18 protein-coding genes are annotated in these 19,344 nt (G+C 37.8%); 8 read left to right on the forward strand and 10 right to left on the reverse strand.

The window, feature by feature from the left end:
• Positions 1-74: 74 nt before the first annotated feature.
• Complete coding sequence (locus NC797_RS01965; protein WP_272434945.1) at positions 75-998, reverse strand: BsaWI family type II restriction enzyme; 924 nt, start codon at positions 996-998, stop codon at positions 75-77.
• Positions 968-1,981: a DNA cytosine methyltransferase gene (locus NC797_RS01970; protein WP_272434946.1), complete on the reverse strand. Its 1,014-nt coding sequence runs from the start codon at positions 1,979-1,981 to the stop codon at positions 968-970. Before NC797_RS01970 ends, NC797_RS01965 begins: the two co-directional genes overlap by 31 nt.
• A 252-nt stretch (positions 1,982-2,233) precedes the next feature.
• Here NC797_RS01970 and NC797_RS01975 point away from each other — a divergent pair, with 252 nt between their 5' ends.
• Positions 2,234-3,613, forward strand: coding sequence for a Glu/Leu/Phe/Val family dehydrogenase (locus NC797_RS01975; protein ID WP_272434947.1), 1,380 nt, complete (start codon positions 2,234-2,236; stop codon positions 3,611-3,613).
• Between the two features lie 147 nt (positions 3,614-3,760).
• Here NC797_RS01975 and NC797_RS01980 read toward each other — a convergent pair whose 3' ends face one another.
• From NC797_RS01980 to NC797_RS02010, 7 genes are all read right to left on the reverse strand, one after another.
• On the reverse strand, positions 3,761-3,922 hold the full coding sequence (locus NC797_RS01980) for a hypothetical protein (RefSeq protein WP_272434948.1): 162 nt from the start codon (positions 3,920-3,922) through the stop codon (positions 3,761-3,763).
• 217 nt (positions 3,923-4,139) lie between these two features.
• A complete protein-coding gene (rbsB, locus tag NC797_RS01985) occupies positions 4,140-5,084 on the reverse strand; it encodes a ribose ABC transporter substrate-binding protein RbsB (RefSeq protein WP_272434949.1) in 945 nt (314 codons plus the stop codon).
• Between the two features lie 75 nt (positions 5,085-5,159).
• A complete protein-coding gene (locus tag NC797_RS01990; protein WP_272434950.1) occupies positions 5,160-6,095 on the reverse strand; it encodes an ABC transporter permease subunit in 936 nt (311 codons plus the stop codon).
• On the reverse strand, positions 6,092-7,597 hold the full coding sequence (locus tag NC797_RS01995) for a sugar ABC transporter ATP-binding protein (protein WP_272434951.1): 1,506 nt from the start codon (positions 7,595-7,597) through the stop codon (positions 6,092-6,094). The genes NC797_RS01990 and NC797_RS01995 overlap by 4 nt, the downstream gene beginning before the upstream one ends.
• 18 nt (positions 7,598-7,615) lie before the next feature.
• Positions 7,616-8,011 (reverse strand): D-ribose pyranase, encoded by a 396-nt coding sequence (gene rbsD, locus NC797_RS02000; protein ID WP_272434952.1) that lies wholly within the window; start codon positions 8,009-8,011, stop codon positions 7,616-7,618.
• Positions 8,008-8,904 carry a ribokinase gene (gene rbsK, locus NC797_RS02005; RefSeq protein ID WP_272434953.1) on the reverse strand — a complete coding sequence of 299 codons (897 nt, stop codon included), beginning with the start codon at positions 8,902-8,904 and terminating at the stop codon, positions 8,008-8,010. Before rbsK ends, rbsD begins: the two co-directional genes overlap by 4 nt.
• Positions 8,905-8,908: 4 nt before the next feature.
• On the reverse strand, positions 8,909-9,895 hold the full coding sequence (locus NC797_RS02010; RefSeq protein WP_272434954.1) for a LacI family DNA-binding transcriptional regulator: 987 nt from the start codon (positions 9,893-9,895) through the stop codon (positions 8,909-8,911).
• A gap of 806 nt (positions 9,896-10,701) precedes the next feature.
• Between NC797_RS02010 and NC797_RS02015 the strand changes: the two genes are divergently transcribed.
• Both NC797_RS02015 and NC797_RS02020 read left to right on the forward strand, forming a co-directional pair.
• On the forward strand, positions 10,702-11,277 hold the full coding sequence (locus NC797_RS02015; protein WP_272434955.1) for a sugar O-acetyltransferase: 576 nt from the start codon (positions 10,702-10,704) through the stop codon (positions 11,275-11,277).
• 303 nt (positions 11,278-11,580) lie between these two features.
• Positions 11,581-12,036, forward strand: coding sequence for a YndM family protein (locus NC797_RS02020; protein WP_272434957.1), 456 nt, complete (start codon positions 11,581-11,583; stop codon positions 12,034-12,036).
• 303 nt (positions 12,037-12,339) lie between these two features.
• On the opposite strand, the gene NC797_RS02025 is transcribed toward NC797_RS02020, so the two are convergent.
• A complete protein-coding gene (locus tag NC797_RS02025) occupies positions 12,340-13,410 on the reverse strand; it encodes a DctP family TRAP transporter solute-binding subunit (RefSeq protein WP_272434959.1) in 1,071 nt (356 codons plus the stop codon).
• A 94-nt stretch (positions 13,411-13,504) separates the two neighbouring features.
• Between NC797_RS02025 and NC797_RS02030 the strand changes: the two genes are divergently transcribed.
• The 5 genes from NC797_RS02030 (at position 13,505) to NC797_RS02050 (ending at position 19,210) form a co-directional block, all read left to right on the forward strand.
• Positions 13,505-15,094 (forward strand): ATP-binding protein, encoded by a 1,590-nt coding sequence (locus NC797_RS02030; RefSeq protein ID WP_272434960.1) that lies wholly within the window; start codon positions 13,505-13,507, stop codon positions 15,092-15,094.
• 19 nt (positions 15,095-15,113) lie between these two features.
• On the forward strand, positions 15,114-15,815 hold the full coding sequence (locus NC797_RS02035; protein WP_272434961.1) for a response regulator: 702 nt from the start codon (positions 15,114-15,116) through the stop codon (positions 15,813-15,815).
• A gap of 255 nt (positions 15,816-16,070) precedes the next feature.
• Positions 16,071-17,126: a TRAP transporter substrate-binding protein gene (locus NC797_RS02040; protein ID WP_272434962.1), complete on the forward strand. Its 1,056-nt coding sequence runs from the start codon at positions 16,071-16,073 to the stop codon at positions 17,124-17,126.
• Between the two features lie 144 nt (positions 17,127-17,270).
• Positions 17,271-17,786, forward strand: a complete 516-nt coding sequence (locus NC797_RS02045) for a TRAP transporter small permease (RefSeq protein ID WP_272434963.1) — start codon at positions 17,271-17,273, stop codon at positions 17,784-17,786.
• Complete coding sequence (locus NC797_RS02050; protein ID WP_272434964.1) at positions 17,786-19,210, forward strand: TRAP transporter large permease; 1,425 nt, start codon at positions 17,786-17,788, stop codon at positions 19,208-19,210. The genes NC797_RS02045 and NC797_RS02050 overlap by 1 nt, the downstream gene beginning before the upstream one ends.
• Positions 19,211-19,344: the final 134 nt, after the last annotated feature.

The raw sequence follows: 19,344 nt of genomic DNA on the forward strand, positions 1-19,344 counted from the left end.
TAAAATATACCACCCCGTGAAAAATGTCAACAGTTAATTTGACAAATCGAAGGTGGATGGTTCGGTATTTTACGCTAAAGACCAAAATAGTCTTCTCGCCATCTTTCTAAATCCTTTTTTAAATATTCGAAGTCTTTTATAACATAGGACCTGTTCACTTCTTCAGCACCTCTAAAGACATAAACTCTATCCATGGTTGACTCCAATACATCTCTTGTTTTTCTTGCCGCATTATCTGTACCACGGTATCCAATCTCAGAATTCCTACCACTATCTCCTTTATCTAAAGTAGCAAAGGTGTGTCTCGCAATTCCTTCAACTCTTGAATGCGTTGCCCAAAAGATAGATTGATAGACCCTTTCACGGAGGCTCGTTTTACAACTAATAATGCATATAGCTTCCGCATCTAATACAAAATCAGGATAAGCTACAATCAAGATATCATTGTCTCCCCAAACTTTCTTTTCTGCTTGTCCTCTAATTTTCATTGTTACTTGCACTTTTTCTAATATTTTATTTGTAGTAATTTCAGGTACTATTTCGTTCAAATAATCATCATAAAATTTTGTTGGATTACTATCACTATTAGTGGTGAGAGCTTTTATATTGTACAAACCAAATGTATTATTCACGGTATGCAAGATAAAATACTCCAAAATATCACTTTCTGTAAACTTGGGGAGATATTGTCCATAAAATCCATGTATCTTTAATACGGGCGCAATTTCTCTAGCGTACTTTTCCCAATTCCACAAAGAATCACCTTCTTTTTCCAAAAAAACAGCGATCAGACAAGCATGAAAATAACTATTTAAATAACTTTTATTTTTCTGTTCACAGTTGGATAGGTCGGGAGCTATGCGAAGTATTTCACTTGATGTAAGTAAATCCAAATAATATTGAGTTCTACTTCCATTAGTCCGATTATAAATACTATAATTCTCAAGTAAAACATTTTTAAAATCAATTAAATTACTAATGCAGGCTTTAATCGACATTGTTTGCCCTCCGCTTTGTCCAAAGCCGAAATCATCTCTTTGGCGATATGATGGATAACATTAACCGCAACAGAATTTCCAAACTGCTTATATGCTTGTGTATCTGAAACAGGGATTTCAAATGTATCTGGGAAACCTTGCAATCTTGCCCATTCTCTTGGGGTCAAACTTCGGACACTTTCTTTATTTATTTCACCTTTTATTCTTGTTTTAGGTGTGAAGTCGGATAGGCGGTCATCTATGATTAAATTTCTCTCTCTTCCCATTCCACCAACTACTACAGCATTGGAGATTCCATCATAACTTAATATTTGATAGCCAAATCCATTCCCTTTCGTTTCATGTCGTTCTCTATGTGCTTTTAGAGTTTGCAAATAAGTATCTGATAAGTAATATTTACTAGAAACTTCTTTTTCTTCAATAATATGTCTAAGCGTTTGTTGGTCGCCTACATATTCTGGAAATTTAAAATCAACATTCTCATCCTCAAAACCAACAATATAAATTCTTTCTCTATTTTGAGGAAGTCCATAATTTTTTGCGTTTAACACTTTTACTGAAACTTTATAATTCAAATCATTTTCTAACACGCGCAAGATCGTCTCTAAAGTTTTTCCACCTTTATGGTTGACTAATCCTTTTACATTCTCCAACAGGAATGCCTTAGGTCTCTTATGTTTAATGATCCTTGCTACATCGAAGAATAATGTGCCCCTAGTGTCTTCAAAGCCTAATCTTCTCCCAGCTATAGAAAACGCTTGGCACGGGAATCCAGCCAACAATATGTCAAAGTTATCTAAATCATTTACTTTGATTTTAGTAACATCTCCCAATGGGTTATCACCAAAATTCGCTTCATATGTTTGACAAGCATACTTGTCCATTTCAACGCTGAAAATATTTTGAGTTCTATTTGTCATTTCAAAACCTAATCGAATACCACCAATCCCCGCAAATAAATCAATTGTTTTATACATATTCATGGAAACAAACACCCCTTGCCAATTCATCTATTTTTTCCTATTCTATCATAAATTCTATACAATTTATCGTCGGTATTACCAATAATATATGGTTGTCATCCCCAAATTCAGCTGAACTGGTAAGTTTATTACGATTTTAATTGAAAAAGCACCCTCACCTAATAATGTGACACATCAAATAAAAGTTGGTACACTTTAGTATAAAGGAAATAAGTAACAAAATCATATATTGAAAATGGAGGTTTTATTGCTATGGCAAGTCAAACAGGATCCATCGTCCAGCATTCATTGGACGCATTAATGGAAGACACATCTTTTTTACCCACTCTAAAAGACAGCACGAGAGAAAAAGCATTTACATCGCTAGCTTCTATTCTTTCTACCCCGAACCATATTCTTAAATCTTTTTTGCGAATAGCTTTAGAAAATGGAGAAGTTGTCCGCATCCCTGCCTTTCGGGTACAACACAACAACACACTCGGACCGTACAAAGGCGGAATCCGTTTTCATGAATCCGTTGGTGAAGAAGATGTGATGAACCTCGCAGCTTTAATGACATTAAAGAACGCTCTCCACGAAGTTCCTTTTGGCGGAGGAAAAGGTGGGGTCAGCATTAACCCAAGAGATTTTACGATAAAAGAACTGCATTTAATATCGCAAAAGTATGTTCACTATTTTAGCGATATTTTAGGCCCAGATAAAGATATACCTGCACCTGATATGGGAACGGGCGACCGCGAAATGGACTGGATGATGGCTGAATACAAAAGTATTCGACCAGGCCAACCATATAGAGGAAGCTTCACTGGTAAAAGCGTCGTAAACGGAGGGTCATTAGGAAGAAGGGAAGCAACAGGAAAAGGCGTATATTTCACCTTTCGTTATATGCTCTATGACTTCGTAAAAGAACAAAAAAATTTACTGTCCAAGAGTGAAAATATATTCGCGAAAACGGCTTTATCCTCTGCCGATCGTTCACTCAAAGTCGCTGTTCAAGGTTTTGGTAATGTGGGATCAGTTGCAGCTTTGGAATCCTACAACTGCACCAAATTACAGAACAAAATCGTTGCTGTTAGTGACCGCAATGTAACCCTCTATAACTCAGATGGTTTAGATATACCTTCACTAATTGGTTTCACTTCAATGAACGATGGTGATCTCCCAACGACAGAGGAACAGCTGTCTGAATTTGATTTAAAAGCGAAGATTCTAAACCGAGATGAAGTTCTGTACCTTGATGTAGATGTTTTAATTTTAGCAGCATTAGAGGATCAGGTACACAAGGAAAATGTGGATAAAGTGAAAGCCCAGATCATTGTCGAAGGTGCGAATGCTCCCGTTACTGGTGATGCGGATAGAATTCTTAGTGATAAAGGCGTCATTATTGTACCAGATATTTTAGCAAACGCAGGTGGGGTTATTGTTTCTTACTTCGAATGGCTACAAGGACGTGAAACCCAATTTTATAGCGAAGAAGAAGTGTTTAAACTCCTCTTTGATAAAATGAAGTCAACAATGGATACAATCCTACCACAGTTTTTTGGCGACCCATTCCCATTACGCCAAAATTGTTACATCCATGCCGTGATGAAATTATCTACTATTTTATACAGACAAGGGAAGTTGTATTAAATTAATTAAGTTCACAACAAATAAGCAAAGTATCTACATTCAAGCCGAGACAGTGACGTTTTGAATAGTCTTTCTTATCTTGAAAAAAGATTCTTGACCCCAAGAATCTTTTTTCATATTCATCCAGATTATAGCGAGCCCATCGACTCATGCCGCCTTATTGTCATCGTCATGATCCGTGTTCATTTTTTTAAAATGGTCTCGTTTTGCATCCCAGAAATACACCTTTGGAAGTCCCCAGTATACCCAGTAGTCGTGAGCTAGGGAAGTGCCTACAAATAATATCATTTGCCAATCTAGATGCTTCAAAGCAATCCCCCTTCCTTTATAGTGTACTATATTACCGTAGTATCTTGTCTGAGAACATGTTTTTATATAAATGGGTGAGCCATTTTTACATGTTAAAGAAACTCTGCGATTACCGCGCTTTCTTTTAAGGCGACAGCATAATACTTCATCGATTACATAGACTAGCGCAAAAATCAGGCCACCCCTGGGATGACCTGATCCTTCAATAAAAATGCATTTACTCTGTTACTAGCTGTAATTCTACAGGGATAAATTCTTCAACCGATTCGCCATTTACTATCTTTCCTGCTGCTTCCACTGCACTTTGACCAATTACTTCAGGTTGTTGTGCGATGGTTGCATTCATTCTGCCTTCTTTGACAGCTGTAACTGCGTCATCTGTTGCGTCAAATCCAACTACAATAACATCTTTTAACATATTTTGTGCTTCTAGTGCTTCAAGTGCACCAAGCGCCATTTCATCATTATGAGCGAAAACTGCATCAATTCCATCTACACTTTGGATAATGTTTTCCATTACAGATAATCCTTTTGTACGATCAAAGTCAGCGGATTGATTCGCAACGACTTCCATACCATCGATTTCATTAACGATATTGTTGAATCCTTCACCGCGCTCACGTGTTGCAGAAGCACCTGCGATCCCTTCCAATTCAACAATATTTCCTTCTTCACCTAGCTGTTCTGCGATGAACTTACCAGCCATTTCACCACCGGCAACGTTGTCAGAAGCGATATGTGTAACAACTTCGCCACCTTCTGCACTTCTGTCTACTGTAATAACTGGAACGCCTGCATCATTAGCTAATTCAATTGCGGATGAAACCGCTTCTGAATCTACTGGGTTAACTAAAAGTACATCAATATCTTGTTGCAACAAATCTTCAATATCACTTAGCTGTGTTGATGCATCGTTTTGTGCATCAGCAGTAACGATTTCATATCCTTTTTCTTCTGCAGAATTTTCAGCACCATCACGTAATGTAACGAAAAACGGATTGTTCAAAGTTGAAATAGACAGACCAATTTTCACTCCATCGTTGTCTGAAGCGTTATCGTCGCCACCGTCTGCATCATCAGACCCTGGTGCATTGGTAGAACACCCTGCCATTACAAGTAACAGTACTGCTAGTAACCCAAAAGATGTTAACCATTTTTTCATTTTCATTTCCCCCTTAAAATGCGTTTTAAAATTGTAATTCTATGGAATGGTGCACATATGGAACACCAGAACTCCCTATTTGGACTTGCGATCAAGCAATACAGCTAATAAAATAACGCCGCCTTTTACAATTTGTTGATAGAATGATGAAACATTTAACAGGTTAAGACCATTATCAATAACTCCAATAATTAATGCGCCAATCAATGTTCCAACAATTCTTCCGCGACCACCTGCTAAGCTCGTTCCGCCAATCACAACTGCAGCAATTGCATCAAGTTCATACATACTACCTGCAGTTGGCTGCGCAGAGTTTAAACGACTGGTGATAATAATGCCAGCTAACACGGATAGCATTCCGGTAAGGGAATACACCCAGATTTTTACACGGTCTGCTTTAATCCCTGATAAGGTGGATGCTTCTTCATTCCCACCTACAGCGTATACTTGACGGCCAAACACAGTATTGTGAAGTAAGAAAAACAATAGAACAAAAATTAGTAACATTAATACGGCTGGAAATGGAACCCCAAATACGTATCCTTTACCAATCATTTCAAAGGTAAAGCTATCGGATAGCCCAGTAATCGGTCTTCCATCTGTGTAAACTAAAGTTGCACCACGGTACACAGTCATCGTAGCTAGTGTTGCAATAAATGGGGCAACTTTTCCTTTTGTAATAATTAGGCCATTTACTGCACCCAATACGAATCCGATCAGCAATCCTACAACTACGGCTAAGACAGGATCCATACCACTTGTTAATAATCCCGCTGTCAGAGCACTACCTAGCGCCAATATCGAACCCACGGAAAGATCAATCCCTGCCGTTAATATTACAAATGTCATTCCAAATGCAATTAGTGCATTGACAGAGACCTGTCTAAATAAATTCAATATATTACTTAACGTAAAAAAGTTTTCACTTAATATTCCTAAAATAATCGCGATGAAAATGAGACCTACAAGTGGGCCAATTTTTGCTAAGTTATGGAACACAAATTGCTTCATGATTTCACTCCTCCCGTCGCTGCTGTCATAATTTTTTCTTGGTCAGCCTCACTTCGTTTGAAAACATCTGAGATTTTCCCTTCATGAATGACCATGATCCGATCACTTACACCAAGAACCTCTGGAAGTTCAGATGAAATCATGATAATGGCAACTCCACTTTTCGTAAGTTGATTCATAATCGTATAGATTTCTTTTTTCGCACCAACATCAACACCTCTTGTTGGCTCATCTAAAATAAGAACTTTTGGTTGAATGCCTAGCCATTTTGCTATGACAACTTTTTGTTGATTCCCACCACTTAGCGATTTCACTTCTTGTTCTCCACCAGTTGTTCGAATGTGGAGTCGCTGAATTAATTCATCCACTAGCTTCTTTTCTTTTGATTGAGTAATCATACCTTTATTAGAAATCGTTTTTAGATTTGTCAAAGCTATGTTTTTTCTAATAGATGTATCAATTACCAGACCTTTCGTTTTTCGATCTTCTGAAATAAAACCAATTCCTGCTTTCACGGCGTCACTTGGATGGTTAATAGATAGTGGTTCTCCATGCATTTTGATCATTCCATTATCTTTTTTTCGAAAACCAAAAATCGTTTCCATGATTTCCGTTCGACCTGCACCCATTAATCCTGCAACACCTAAAATTTCGCCTTCTTTCACATGAAAACCAATGTTTTTGAAAAGTCCCGTTTTTTCAAGGTTCTCTATTTCGAGAACAATATCGCCTATCATTGTATCTCTCTCTGGAAAACGCTCACCAAGTTCTCTACCAACCATCATTTTCACAATGGCCTGAAATGACGTATCCGCAATGTTTTCCGTTCCGATATATTGTCCGTCGCGTAATACTGTTATACGATCACAAATTTCAAAAATTTCTTCCATTCGATGGGAGATGTAAATAATGCTAACTCCTTGCTCTTTGAGAGAGTCTACCACTTCAAAAAGACTTTTAATTTCTCGATCCGTTAATGCAGCAGTTGGCTCATCCATTACAATCAATTCAGCATTTGTTGCTAATGCACGGGCAATCTCTATCATTTGCTGTTTCCCAACCGACAAATCTCCAGCTATGTCATCAGGATGAATATTTTTTACTCCCAAACGACGCAAATTTTGTTCGGTTTTATTTCTCATTTCTTTCTTGTTTAAGATTCCTGTCTTGCCATAGGTTAAATCTTTACCGAGAAACATATTTTGTGTAACCGTTAAATATGGAATAATGTTTAGCTCTTGGTGTATGACAATAATCCCTTTTTCTTCTGCTTGTTTTGGGTTGGAAAAAATAACTTCTTGCCCATTTATTTTAATGACACCGTTATCACGCTGGTGAATACCAGTCAAAACTTTCACTAAGGTAGATTTACCCGCGCCATTTTCACCCATTAATGCATGAATCTCTCCACGTCTTACTTCTAACTGAACATTTTGTAACACTTGGTTCCCAGAGAATGCTTTATTTATATTTTTCATCTCGACAATAGGGCTTCTATTCACGTTCCTCACTTCTTTCGGTTAAAAAATGACACCTGCTTGTAAAATCACGTTTGCATATGGTGTTGCCTCACCCGTCCGAATCACTGCTTTTGCTTGTTTTGTTTTTTGCTTCAATGCATCATGGGAAATATACTGTTTTGGGATATCCGCATATGTATCTATCAATTCTTCATGTAACATGCCATTCTTTTCTTTTATTTCATTTGCCAATGTCATTTCTTCAATTTTCATGTCATCGACGATTGCTCTTAGAACGGATGTCAAACTCGGTGTTCCAAGTGCAATTGACACATCAATACACATCGTCTCTTCTGGAATTGGCAGGCCACAATCAGCGATGATTATCGTATCTGTATGGCCTAGTTTTGCAAGTACTGTTGTAATGTCTCGATTTAACATTCCTGACTTTTTCACTTGGTACCAGACCTTTCTTTCAAAAATTGTTCCACTTCTTGCTTTTTTGGCATACCACTTTGCGCACCAACCTTTGTTACGGACAGGGCTGCAGCTGCATTCGCAAATTGAACCGCTTCCGTTATCGAAGCACCAATGCCTAATTTTGTGGCAAATGCACCATTAAAAGTATCTCCTGCTCCAGTTGTGTCTTTCACCTCCACTTGATAACTCGGTAAAAACTGCTTCGTACCATTCTCAAAATACTGAACTCCTTTATCACCTGTTGTTACAATAAGCTTCTCTTTGATAGATTCAAAAAGTAGGTCATTTTTGATCGACTCGGCTTCTATTTCATTTGGTGTTAAATAAGTTGTTGCTTTAAATAACGCATCTGGTAATGGTTGATAGGGTGCAGGATTTACAATAATTGGAACATTATATTTACTAGCGACCTTTAATGTATACATCACGGTTTCTATCGGTATTTCCAGTTGAAGTAACAAAACATCACTGTGTTTAATAAGGTCAACATGCTTTTCTACTAATTCCGGCAACACAAGTTTATTTGCTCCAGATGCAACAATGATACGGTTGTCATCCTCTGATAGAATAATATTTGCTATACCCGTTGGCTTATTGGTAGCTGTATGGACACCTTCTATATTTATTCCTTCCGTCTCTAGATAGTTTAAGAGTGTCTTGCCGAAAGAATCACTTCCAACAGCACCGATCATATTTACATTCGCACCAAGTCTTGCCGCAGCAACAGCCTGATTCGCGCCCTTTCCACCTGGATAGGTTGCGAAATCATTTCCAAGAACCGTTTCACCTTGCATAGGCATCTTATTCGTTGTAATCGTTAGATCCATGTTGATACTTCCTACAATACTAACGATTGGTTTCTTACTCATAACGTTATCTCCTTACTTTTGTTGATTCACGTTCGATTAGTTTTACAGTGAACTCTTCTCTTTTTCTTAGAAGTTCTTTATCGTTAATGTGTTCGATAAGTATTTCGGCAGCACGTGCTCCAATATCATAGATTGGTTGTGCCATCGTTGTTAGAGATGGACTAGTTGTTTTACCTAGGGCAATACCATCAAAGCCAATAATCGATAAATCCTCTGGAACACGTAACCCCAGTGATTGTGCTGCTTTCATTACACCAACACCCATTACATCGTTCGCCGCAAAAATACCATCTACCTCTGGATGATCTTTTAGTAGATTGATCGTAACCTCCACCGCTTTGTCAAAGTTATACCCTCCAGACACAACATAGCTTGACAAAAACCAATCCTCATCCTTGACAACATCCAAGTAACCCCGCAACCGTTGTACAGTATTACTAGCGTTTTCCGGACCACAAATATGAGCAATCCGTTCACATCCTATTTCCTTTAAATATTCGGTAGCTTCTTTTGCACCTTCACGATTCGTTACCGTTACAGACGATAAATCAGAACTTAAAATTCGATCAAGTGCAATAATAGGAACATTTATATGTTGGATATGTTCTTTGTTTATCGTACTTGAAACAATAATAATTCCATCAACAGACTTCTGCTGAAGTGCATTTAAATATGTTATTTCTTTTTCAATATCATCATCTGTATTACACAATACAAATGTATAATCATGTTGATTCGTAACGTCCTCAACTGCACGTGCAAGCTCTGGAAAGTAAGGGTTCATAATATCTGGAACAAACAATGCGATCATTTTTGAACGCCCTTTGAAAAGACTTCGCGCCACATCGTTTGGACGATAATTCAAATCACTAATTGCTTTGTTTACTCGTTCTTTCGTTGTCGGATTTACATAACCATTGCTGTTCAACACACGAGAAACCGTAGCAACTGACACTTGAGCAAGCTTTGCAACATCCTTAATCGTTGCCATTTCTCCACATCCATCGTTTATTTTGTCTTGTAAATATATATATGATCACTACATATGTAACCCGTTACATATGTATAAAAATAAAAAAGCAACTCTATTGTGTGTAACCCGTTACATAGAATAATAAAACGTTTACAATGACGTGTCAATAGTTTTTAAAAAAGCATTCGCTACGCTACTCAAAAAATATTCTAAATTACGCGCTGTTATGAGAACACATTCTGGGGCAAATTTCTGATTATCGCGCTCTCATTCGGGTTATGAGAACACATTCAAGGGCGTATTTCTTCTTAACGTGTTCTCATTCGAGCTATGAGAACACATTGAGGGGAGTATTTCTTCTCAACGCGCTCTCATTCGAGCTATGAGAACACATTCAGGGAAGTATTTCTTCTCAACGCGCTCTCATTCGAGCTATGAGAACACATTCAGGGGCAATATTCTTCTTAACGCGCTCTCATTCGAGTTATGAGAACACATTTAGGGGCAATATTCTTCTTAACGCGCTCTCATTCGAGCTATAAGAACACATTCAGGGGAGTATTTCTTCTCAACGCGCTCTCATTCGAGCTATGAGAACACATTCAGGGGCGAAATTCTGCTTAACGCGCTCTCATTCGAGTTATGAAAACACATTTAGGGGCAATATTCTTCATATCGTGCTCTCATTCGGCCTATGAGAACTCCGAATGTCCGCAATTGCCTTAGGAAGTTAATTTAACTTAAAATAATGGATAGAAATTAGAAACTATGTTCACTAAAAAATCTGCTCAATAACAATAATGAAAAAGAAAGGACGAAATATCATGACCACAGAATCTACTAAATCAGAAAAACAAAAAATGTTAGATGGTGACCTCTATCATCCATCAGACCCACAACTTGTAGAGGAAAAGGCTCGTGCAAGGAAACTGACACGTGCATTTAATGAAACACCGGAATCAAAATTAAAAAAGCGCGAGGAAATAATAAAGTCTCTATTTGGCTCGACAGGAAACAATCTTTACATGGAGTCCAATTTTCATTGTGATTATGGCTATAACATCCATATTGGTGAAAATTTTTATGCCAATTATGATTGCGTTATTTTAGATGGGGGGACGATTACGATCGGGGACAATTGTATGCTAGCACCGGGAGTACATATTTATACCGCTGGGCACCCAATGGATCCTACAGAGAGATCTACAGGAATAGAATACACAAAGCCTGTTGTCATCGGGGATAATGTGTGGATTGGCGGACGTTCCGTAATCAACCCTGGTGTAACAGTGGGAAATAATGTTGTGATAGCTTCTGGTTCCGTTGTTACCAAGGATATACCAGATAATGCAGTCGTAGCTGGTGTACCTACAAAAGTGATTAAATATATTAAATTTTGATTGATGAGCTCCTCCTTTTTTGGCTTCATGTTCTTTCTTAAGCTTTTCTATTTCTGAGGCATTAAGGGCAGATAGGAAGTTCCTGTCCTATTATAGATTACGTATATTTTCATCAAGGTGCCCGCAATTTTCTAAAATGAATCCATCATGCTTTTATATTTCCATTTCGCAAATCCATACTTCCACTAGCTACCTAAACATTTATCACCATTGCGAACAAACACAAGATTGCAAAAACGAGGTTCACATATTATTTTAAATCCTGGCGAAAATAAGTAAAGCACTTAATAGGAGGTAAAATAAATGGAGCACGTTAAAGCATTGACGATTAAGTTTGTTATGATTACTGCTATGTTAGCTATTGTATTGGGATTGTTTTATGGAGTTGGGTTCGGAGACATTGTAGCAATTGGGTTGATTTTAACTATTGCAGCTTATCTTATTGGGGATTTACTTACCTTGCCCGCATTGGGGAACGTATCTGCTACGCTTGCTGATTTTGGACTTGCATTTTTTGGTACTTGGATACTAGGAGCCTTATTTATAGAAGCTAGGATTCCTCTAATTTCCGCTTCGTTCATTTCGGCAATTGCTATTGCAGTTGGGGAAGTGTTCTTCCATCGTTATATGAAAGATCATGTGTTAGACGATAAACGTCAAAAAGATCGTCGATTGGTACAGGATAAAAATTTAGCAACGGAATTTGCTGAGGAACATGAAGGACATGATATTCGAAAAGATGATAACAGGGAAGAATAAATAACGGATGATTTAGGAGGGAAAAGTTTCCCTCCTTTTTTACAAGATAAGAAAGTATAAAATGGATCTAGAACAGCAAAGCATTCTTGAATATTCACATTAAGCTTTATCTCATTTCCCGATTTGTGTCCTAATTGCACTTTCTCATAAGCAGGGTCAATTATGGATTCCCTATGACAGCTCCATACATATACGTGTAAAAATCCATTTTTATCGACATATTTCCCGGGAAATGATCAATTGTAAATAACTCCAATCAATCATTTTTACTAATGTGTTAGGGTCATATTTTGTCTAGCCGTATTAATCGTCCGAAACACGCATTCCATTAGCTTTTCTTAACGATTGAAGCTTAGATAATAATTCTTTTCCAATAACCGGTTCAAATTGTTCATACACTGGGTTCAGTTCTTTCATCCAACTTTCCTTTTCCTCACGAGTTAACTCATGAATGTGTATATCGGATTTCTTTTTTATTTTTTCTAAAGCATTCTTATTCATCGTTAAAGCGTTTTGGAGATTCCAATCTGTTGCTTCTTCCATTGCCTCGTTCAAACTCTTTTGGATATCTTGCGGAAGCCCATTCCAGAAGTCTTTGTTCATTAGCACAACATAGCTAAGCAAACCGTGGTTGCTTATTGTCATATGGTCTTGTACCTCGTAAAACTTTTTAGAGTATATGTTGGAAAGGGTATTTTCCTGTCCTGTGATTGTACCGTTTTCCAGGTTAAGGTATGTTAAATTAAATGGGATTTGGCTCGTTTGTACATTTAGTAAATCAAATTGCTTTTCAATCACATCTCCTGGCATAACACGAAAATACTGTCCTTGAAAATCTTCTGGCTGGGTCAATGATCCCCTGTTACTGGTAACCTGTTTAAATCCATTGTTCCAAAGGGAGAAGCCAATAAGACGATCCGTGTTGGTTGCCTTCAGTAATGATTTCCCAATTTCTCCAGTCAATGCTTCATCAATTGATTCATACGTAGGAAATGCAAAAGGCAAATCTAGAAGGTTCAGCTCTGGAAATATGCTCGTTACTTTTGAAGAAGCAGGCGCGATCATTTGAACGTTTCCATTTTTTATTGCTTCTATCTCTTCTTCGTCCGAATAAAGAATTCCGTTTGGAAAAACTTCGACTTTTACCCGCCCATTTGTTTTTTCTTGAGCTAACTCCGCAAACTTTTGAGCGGTTAACGCTTTTGGTGTGTTTTCTGCAACGACGTAGCTAAATTTAATAATAATTTGATCATTAAGCCCCTCTTGTTCATCATCGTACACGATATCTTTATCATTTGATAGCAAGTTAAAAGTGGTGTATAGCAATAAACCTAAAAACATGGAGACCAAAAGAACCCACATTACTTTTTTCATATGTGCACACCTTTAAAATAGTATTTTGGGGTTATTGTATCATACTTAATAGTGCTACAATATCGATATACAATTGGAAAGGAATTGCATCGATATGAAAGTTAGACCATTGCCAATACAATGGAAAATCACAATCCTGTCGTTCGGTATCGTGCTGTTTTCTTTATTGTTAGGCGGCTTTATTATTATTGGAAACCTTGAAAATATTCAAGAAGAAGAGCTTAGCAAACGCACCATGATTACGGCAAGAACAGTGGCACAAATACCAGAAATACAACGTTATATAACTGAACCAGCGGGCTGGGATACCATTAACCCGATTGTGGAAGAAGTGCGAATCATTAATAATACAGACTATATCGTTGTTTTAAATATGGAACGCAGGCGATATTCTCACCCGATTCAATCAAGGCTCGGTACAATATCAAAAGGAGAAGATGAAGGTGCGGCCTTCGCAGAACACACATATACCTCACTTGCAAAGGGCGAGGCAGGTGTGGCTATTCGAGCATTTGTTCCGATAATGAACGAAAACTATGAACAAGTTGGTGTCGTTATTGCAGGGAACCTAAAACCAGGTTTTTTTGCAATGCTAGAGTCGATGAAAGGACAAATTGGGATCATTATGCTTCTAACGTTATCCTTTGGGATCATTAGCTCATCACTTCTCGCCAGACATATGAAAGATCAAATGTTTAATCTGGAGCCTCACGAAATTGTTCGTATATTGGTGGAAAGAACGGCAACATTCAATGCAATGCGTGAAGGGGTAATTGCCATTGATAAAAAAGAAATCATTACTGTATTTAACGAAAAGGCTAAAGAAATGCTAGGGGTAACCGGCAAGGTTATTGGTAAGCCCATTCGAGAAGTCATTAACGACACAAGGCTTCCTGAAGTATTGCATCAACAAAAACCAGTGTTTAATCAAGAAATACGGGTGAAAAATACAAACATTATGAGCAACAGGGTGCCTATTACTGTTAATAATGAAAAAGTTGGAGCACTCGCCATCTTTCAGGATCGAACTGAAGTAACCAAACTAGCAGAAGAATTAACGGGCGTCAAAGCGTTTGTTGAAGCTTTACGAGTACAAAATCATGAACATATGAATAAACTCCACACTATTGCAGGGTTAATACAACTTGGGAATCTGGAGAATGCGTTAAACTTTGTCTTCCAGATATCTGAAGAAAATGAAAAATTAATGCGCACCTTAAGCAAAAATATAAAAAGTGACAGTATCATTGGCCTACTATTAAGTAAAGTGAGTCGTGGGAAAGAGCTAGGAATAAAAGTGAGCATTGACCAGACAAGCATTCTTGAAGATCTCCCTCCCCACATTGATCAACACAACTTTGTTCTTATACTTGGAAACTTGATCGAAAATGCTTTTACTGCACTTAGCGAAACAAAAAAAGAGAAAAAACGAATTTTTGTGAGTGTTCACCAGGATCAAAACGAATGTACCGTTATTGTGGAAGACAACGGTAACGGAATAGCCGAAAGTGACAAAAATCGTATTTTTAACGAAGGTTTTACAACAAAGAACCAAACTGGACACGGATTAGGACTATATCTCGTTAAAAATATTGTTGAAAAAGGACATGGAAAGGTTGTCGTTGATTCTGATCCAAACGAAGGGACAAGCTTTATTCTTACCTTTCCAATGCATAGATCTTAATAAAAAAGGGGCAATCGATATGGATAGTGGGGTAATAAAGGTATTGTTGATTGAAGATGATCCGATGGTCCAAGAAGTGAACAAACAATTTATCGATAAGGTGAATGGTTTTCAGGTTGTAGAAAAAGCATCAAATGGAGCAGAAGGATTAAAAAAAATGAGAGAAATGCATCCTGATCTTGTCATTTTGGATGTTTATATGCCCAGTAAGGACGGCGTAGAAGTGCTCTATCAAATTCGGAAGGAACAGCTTAAAGTGGATGTCATCGCAGTAACAGCTGCGTCTGATAATGAAACCATTCGAACCATCCTTCAAAATGGAGCAACGGATTACATTATCAAACCATTTAAATTTGACCGTATCAAACAAGCACTTGAAAGATACCAGGACTATCGCAACAAATTAACGAATCAAAACACGGTGTCACAAGAGGAGCTTGATCACCTTATATTAAAAGGTAATTCAGTTGCAGTTCCACACAATAACAACCAACAGGAATTACCAAAAGGCTTAAACAAGACTACTCTCCAGCAAATTAATGCTTACATACACCAACAAAAAAATCCCTTGTCAGCGGAGGAAGTCGCTGAGGGAGTTGGAATTGCCCGTGTTACAGCGAGGCGATATCTAGAATTTCTAAAAGAAACGGGACAGATTGATTTATCGATTCAATACGGCGGTGTTGGAAGACCAGTTAATAGGTATACGACTAAAAAATAGTTTTGTTCTTTTTGTTCTAATACTGGGAAAACGCCTATTTATATTTAGACAGCGAAATTCTTTTATGTACTTAACAAACCACATTAAATAGCTAAATCACAACTTTTGCACCCAAACAATGGGTGCTTTTTCATTTAGACCAAAAAGACCTATATGTTCAATATGATCATAACGTTCCCTTCGTTTGTTGAAAACGCTACCATGAGTTCAATGCATAATATTTTAATTATTTTAAAAAAACAGGAGGTTCTATTTATGAAGCGATTTTTAACATGGTTTACAGCGATTGCAGTGATCGTTGGATTATTAGCTGGTTGCGGTGCTCGTTCTGAAGAGAGCACAAGCGACAATGGTTCAGGTTCAGAAGGAAAAGGGGAATCAGAAGATAAAATAGTCATTAAGTTTTCTCACGTTGTGGCAGAAAACACGCCAAAAGGAAAAGCTGCAGCAATGTTTGAAGAATTAGCAGAAAAATATACCGATGATAAAGTGGATGTACAAGTATTCCCGAACTCCCAACTATATAACGATGACGAAGTACTAGCTGCTGTTCAGCAAAATAACGTTCAAATGGCGGCTCCAGCAACGTCGAAGGTTTCGAAGCTATTTCCAGAATGGCAAATATTTGATTTGCCATTTGCATTCCTAAATACAGAGGCTGTTCAGGAAGCAATGGAAAGCGAAGAAATCGGCGGGAAGTTGTTTTCTATGCTAAAAAGCGAACAACTATTAGGTCTTTCAATGTGGGATAACGGATTTAAGCAAATGACGCTAGACGAAAAGCCACTTATTAAACCATCCGATTTTGAAGGACAGAAATTTCGCGTAATGTCTAGTAAAGTTCTTGAATCACAGTTCGAAGCAGTTGGCGCAAACCCAACACCAATGCCATTTAGTGAAGTGTACAGTGCGCTTGAACAAGGCGTAATCGATGGCCAAGAAAATACTTTATCTAATATTTACTCTAAAAAGTTTCATGAAGTACAAAACTATATGACGATCAGTAATCATGGTTACTTGGGATATGCAGTCATCACGAACGAAGAATTTTGGAATGGACTCCCAGATGATATTCGTAAAAACGTTAAAAAAGCATTGGATGAAACAACACAGTGGGTTCGCGAAAACGGTCAGCGCCTAAATGAAGAAAACTTAGAAAAAATCAAAGAAGATGGCACACTTGAAGAGATTTATGAATTGTCCGATGAAGAAAAACAAGCTTGGATCGATGCAATGAATCCGGTTTATAAAGAGTTTGAAGACGAAATTGGGAAAGACTTAATCGACGCAGTAAAAGCACTTCGGGATTAAGATTTGTAAAAAGAGGGTTTCCTCGAGGGCCCTCTTTTTATCCTCGTTGAGAGATAGGGCAAGTTAAGACAATAAAAATAAGGGAAGCCGCCAAAGATAGGGTAAACAATTAATGTAGGAAAATAGCCTTTCTTAGAGAAGGAAGTGAGTAAATTGAAAACATTAAATAAGCTATTAAATCGTTTTGAAGAAGTCACCGTTGGAATTGCTTTAATTGTTGCGGTTACTTTAACGTTTATAGAAGTTGTATTAAGAAAATTTTTTGGATCAAGTCTTGGATTTACACAAGAATTGGTTGTTTACCTTCTTATTTATACAGGATTAATTGGTGCAGCAATCGGTGTTCGTGAAAAGGTGCACCTTGGAGTAGATCTTGCGATAAAGCAATTTCCTGTGAAATGGCAAAAGGGATTTGTAATTATAACGACCATGTTGTGTGTTTTATTTACGACGATCATCACCATCCTTGGGATTCAACAAGTCATTAACATCGCATTATTTGGGCAGGTTACACCTGAAATGGAAATCCCACTCTATGTCCCTCTGTTAATTGTCCCATTAGCGTTTGGACTAATGACCATTCGCTTTATCCAAGAACTCATACACGTATTCAAAACACCAGCTAATGAAATTTTGCAGCAGGAAGAAGGTGCTTATTAATGGATCTCTCAATGAGAAATAATAATTATGAAGTGAACCAAACACAGGAAAAGCCCCCTTCCATTTCGAAAAGAATCACATCGATACTATTAATTGGTGCTTTAATCATTGGTGTTATTTATTCCATTCAAACAGGCAATATGGGATTAGCTCTATTTTCTTTGCTATTCCTCTTAATGTTAATGGGGCTTCCCATCGCCATCGCTTTAGGGTTAGCGTCGTTTTTATCCATTTTTTATTTCACAACAGATCCATTGCCGGACTTAGCAGGAAAAATATTTTCAGGCTTGAATTCATTTCCGCTTATGGCAATCCCGTTTTTTGTTTTAGCAGGAAATATCTTTACAACGGGGGGAGTAGCGAAACGGCTCATTAACCTTACGAATGTGTGGGTTGGCCACATTCCAGGGGGGCTTTCCATTGCTGGAGTCATTTCATGTGCGCTTTTTGCAGCAATTTCTGGATCTTCGCCTGCAACAGTTGTAGCGATTGGCGGGATTATGATCCCCGCGATGGAGAAGCACGGCTACGACAAAAAATATGCAGTTGGCTCGATTTCAACAGCAGGCTCTCTCGGCATTCTTATTCCACCGAGTATACCGATGATCATATATGCAGTTACAGTTGATCAATCAGTAGGAAAACTATTTCTAGCGGGGATTATCCCAGGAATTTTGTTGGTGTTATTATTATCCGCAGTTAGCTTTTTTATTGCTAAAAAGAACAACTATGCAAAGTCCGAAAAAGCGACATTTGGTGAACGGATGACAGCATTTAGAAAAGCAATCTGGAGTTTGTCCTTACCAATCGTAGTTATAGGTGGAATCTATGCAGGAGTCTTTACGCCAACGGAATCGGCAGCAATAGCAGTTATTTTAGGTGTTGTTGTAGGTTTATTCATTCATAAGGATTTGCAATTAAAAGACTTTCCAAGGATTTTAGTTGCCTCTGCAAAGACAACAGCTATGCTATTTTTTATTATTACAATGGCTAAGACTTTCGCGTTTATTCTCACATTAGAACGGATTCCACAAGCATTGGCAGGAATCATTACTGGTTGGAATGTGGATGTAATCACTTTCCTTTTAATTGTTAATATTTTGTTGTTTATAGCAGGACAATTCATGGAACCAACAGCGATTATCACCATTTTAGCTCCTATTTTGTTCCCAGTTGCTATTGCACTTGGTGTCGACCCTATTCATTTTGGAATTATCATGGTTGTTAATATGGAAATCGGAATGATTACTCCACCAGTAGGTTTGAACCTATATGTGGCTAGTGGGATAACGAAAATGCCGTTAATTGATGTAACAAAAGCAGCGTTTCCGTGGTTGATTGCTGTAGTGATAGGGTTGATACTAATCACTTATGTTCCAGCTATTAGCCTATGGCTACCTGACTTAATCTATAACTTACGTTAATCTTTAAATGGTTTTAGACCCCCACCTCTTAGCGAAGCGTAGGTGGGAAATTCCAATCAGGTGGGGTCGAGACTCCACCTGATTCCCCGATGCTTCAGCTCGCTGAAACGAGTTCGCTTGGGCGACAGAAAATA

It is taken from the genome of Terrihalobacillus insolitus (assembly GCF_028416575.1).
GTDB classification, from domain to species: Bacteria; Bacillota; Bacilli; order Bacillales; family Amphibacillaceae; genus Terrihalobacillus; species Terrihalobacillus insolitus.